The sequence below is a fragment of the Frankia sp. CcWB2 genome (assembly GCF_977927585.1).
The window spans coordinates 1-3,035 of record NZ_CDWRCM010000306.1; the positions used below are offsets into that span (position 1 = coordinate 1).

Sequence of the window (3,035 nt, forward strand, 5' to 3'; positions counted from 1 at the left end):
AGAAGCAGTGCTGTCCGTGCGCGAGCTGCGCAAGTCCTTCGTCCTGCACACCATCGACGGCCGGAGGGTCGAATCCCTGCACGGTGTCGACCTCGACGTGCGCGTGGGCGAACACGTCGCCCTGGCCGGCCCCAGCGGCGCCGGGAAGTCGTCGTTGCTGCGCTGCGTCTACCGCACCTACCTGCCCGACTCCGGCGAGGTGTGGCTGCGCACCGCTACCGGAGACGTGGAGTTGACCGGGCTGGCGGACCGGGCGATGGCCCGGCTGCGGGGCCGAGAGATCGGGTACGTGTCCCAGTTCCTGTCCGCGCCGCCGCGGACCGGGCCGTGGGAGGTCGTCGCCGCGGCGGCCCGCCGCCGGGGGCTCGACCGCTCCGAGGCGCGCGACGCGGCCGCGGCCGCGCTGCGGCGGCTGAACCTCGACGAAGGGCTGTGGGACGTCGACTGTGGCGTCCTGTCGGGCGGCGAGCGGCAGCGGGTGAACCTCGCGGCCGGCACGGTGCGCCCACCGCGGCTGCTGCTGCTCGACGAGCCGGTGTCCGCGCTGGACCCGGCCAACCGCGAAGCCGCGCTGGAGCTGATCGGATCCCTTGCCGCGCAAGGAGTCGCGGTGCTCGCGGTGTTCCACGACCTCGACGCGATGAGGCGGCTCGCGTCGCGGGTCGTGCTGATGTCCGGCGGTCTGGTCGAGCGGTCCGGTAGCTGCGCCGACCTGCTGGCGGGTGTGGCATGAGCACGACCGTCACCGGATCCTGGCCCCCGGCATCCCGGACCCCGCCATCCTGGACCCCGGCCGCGCCACCCGCCGACTACGTGCTCGGCCACGTGCGGGCCGTGCTGCCCGACCGGCTGCTTGAGGACGCCCGGATCGTGGTCCGCGAAGGACGCATCGCCGCCGTCGAGAAGCATCCGCCCGGCTCCGGAGCCGACGTGGACGGTCAGGGCCTGCTGTGCGTGCCCGGCCTGATCGACACCCACAGCGACGGGCTCGAGAACGAACAGCTGCCCCGACCGGGCGCCGAGCTGCCGATCGAGTTCGCGCTGCTGTCCTTCGAGGGCAAGCTGCGGGCCGCGGGCGTGACGACCGTGTTCCACGGCATCTCCTTCGAGGACACCCACCACGACATCCCGCGCAGCGTGGGCCAGGCGGAGAAGACGTGCAAGGCGATCGACGCCTATCCCGGCGGGCTCGTCGACCACCGGATCCTGTACCGGCTCGACGTGCGCAGCCCGGAATCGCTGTCCGCGCTGGCGCGGCGACTGGACCAGGTGCCCGACGGCGCCCTGGTCTCCCACGAGGACCACACCCCGGGCCAGGGCCAGTACGCCGTCCGCGAGTACTACGAGCGATATCTGATGGGCAGCCGCGGCCTGTCCGAGGCGGAGGCTCGCGAGCATGTCGACCAGCTCATCGCCGACCGGGACGGCAGGCTCGACATCCGCGAGGAGGCCCTGATCTGGCTCGCCGCGCGCTCGGCGCGGATCCGGCTGCTCGGGCACGATCCCAGCTCGGCCGCCGAGATCGCCGAGCTGCGGGCCCGCGGCTGCGCGGTCGCCGAGTTCCCCACCACGATCGAAGCGGCGGAAGCCGCCCGCGCCCACGGGCTTCCCGTCGTCATAGGCGCCCCGAACATCCTGCGGGGACGTTCCCACAACGGCAACGCCTCCGGCCGTGACCTGGTCGGCCGCGGCCTGGTGACCGCGCTGGTGTCGGACTACCTGCCCTCCGGTCTGCTCGCGGCCGCCATGCTGCTCGCCGAGCAGGGGCTCGCCACCCTGCCGGCCGCCATCGGCCTGGTGACCGCCGGGCCGGCCGAGGTCGCCGGACTTCCCGACCGCGGCCGGCTCGAGCCGGGGCTGCGCGCCGACCTTGTGCTGGTCGAGCCGCGCCGCCCCTGGCCGGCGGTGCGGTCCGTGTTGTCATCCGGCGGTGTCTGGTGACAATCGGGAGTGCGGCGGTGACCCGGTGGCCGGTTCCCGAGCCGGAGATTCCGGCCGGGACGGATCCCGCGCTGGCCGCCGCCGCCCGCGCGGCGGTGGGCGCCTTCCGCGGCGCGCGCGAGCGGTATACGCGCGCGGAGCTCGCCGAGGAGGTCGGCATGGGCGCCGACGGAACCCTCACCACGCGTCTGGACCTGCTGGTCGACACCGCGGTGGCGGAGGTGGTGAATGCCCACCGGGTCAACCTGATCAGCGAGGAGATCGGTGTCATCGACAACGGTTCGGCGGTCACGCTCGTGGTCGATCCGGTCGACGGCACCGCCAACGCGGTCGCGGAGGTGCCGTTGTCGGCCTTCTCCGGCGTGGTCGCCGTCGACGGCAGGGCGACCGAGGCCCTCACCGTCTGGTTGGACACCGGCCGCAGCTGGCATGCGAAAGCCGGCGTCCCGGCGCCCTACCGGACAACAGGCCGGCGCGCACTCGACGGCGCCGCGGTCAGCCTCCTGCGGCCGCAGGCCAAGAACGAGGCGGCCTGGCTGCGGGTGAGCCGCCGGGCCGCGCGGGTGCATCCTGTCCAGCAGCTGGCTGGAGGCCGCCCTCGTGGCGCAGGGCTCCACCGGACGCCTTTGCCGACGCCGGCTCGGACACGCACCGCATCATGGACATCGCCGCGGCGTCCGTGCTGGTCCCGGCGGCGGGCGGCGCGATGATCGACGCCTTCGGCCGCCCGGTCGAGATCGTCCCCGACCTCAGCCGCCGCTGGTCCGGCGTGATCGCGGCGACCCCGGAGCTGGCGCACCAGCTCGCGGACGAGATCAGCGGCTCTTCCTACTGATCCGTTTATCCCCGGCGGCCAGAACCTGGATGTTGCCGCCGTGGTTGGCGACCTTGCGGCGCGGGGTTCCTTTCGGAGCCCCGCGCCGTCGTCGTCACCACCCCGAGGGGCATTCACTCCCTGTGACGGTCAAAGGCTCAGTGCGCCACGGGCTTGAGTGGCCGTACCAGTTTGCGTGAGGTGAACTGGAACTTTTCACGCTGGTAGAAACGCAGAGCTCGGGTGCGGGTGAGCGCGCTGCCTAGGGGACGTAATGAAG

The 3,035-nt window shown here is 73.1% G+C and carries 4 protein-coding genes; all 4 read left to right on the top strand.

What is annotated here, in order from left to right:
* Positions 1-7: 7 nt before the first annotated feature.
* From ACY45C_RS20885 to ACY45C_RS20900, 4 genes are read left to right on the top strand one after another with little or no spacing between them, the layout of a single operon-like run.
* Positions 8-733 (top strand): ATP-binding cassette domain-containing protein, encoded by a 726-nt coding sequence (locus tag ACY45C_RS20885; RefSeq protein WP_462189257.1) that lies wholly within the window; start codon positions 8-10, stop codon positions 731-733.
* Positions 730-1,941 carry an alpha-D-ribose 1-methylphosphonate 5-triphosphate diphosphatase gene (locus ACY45C_RS20890; RefSeq protein ID WP_462189254.1) on the top strand — a complete coding sequence of 404 codons (1,212 nt, stop codon included), beginning with the start codon at positions 730-732 and terminating at the stop codon, positions 1,939-1,941. Before ACY45C_RS20885 ends, ACY45C_RS20890 begins: the two co-directional genes overlap by 4 nt.
* Positions 1,938-2,651, top strand: coding sequence for an inositol monophosphatase family protein (locus ACY45C_RS20895; RefSeq protein ID WP_462189255.1), 714 nt, complete (start codon positions 1,938-1,940; stop codon positions 2,649-2,651). Before ACY45C_RS20890 ends, ACY45C_RS20895 begins: the two co-directional genes overlap by 4 nt.
* A complete protein-coding gene (locus ACY45C_RS20900; protein WP_462189256.1) occupies positions 2,648-2,776 on the top strand; it encodes a hypothetical protein in 129 nt (42 codons plus the stop codon). Before ACY45C_RS20895 ends, ACY45C_RS20900 begins: the two co-directional genes overlap by 4 nt.
* Positions 2,777-3,035 lie beyond the last annotated feature (259 nt).

Bases quoted from the DNA above. Each gene is read 5' to 3' on its own strand.
- ACY45C_RS20890 (WP_462189254.1), top strand. From the start codon at position 730: ATGAGCACGACCGTCACCGGATCCTGGCCCCCGGCATCCCGGACCCCG.
- ACY45C_RS20900 (WP_462189256.1), top strand. From the start codon at position 2,648: ATGATCGACGCCTTCGGCCGCCCGGTCGAGATCGTCCCCGACCTCAGC.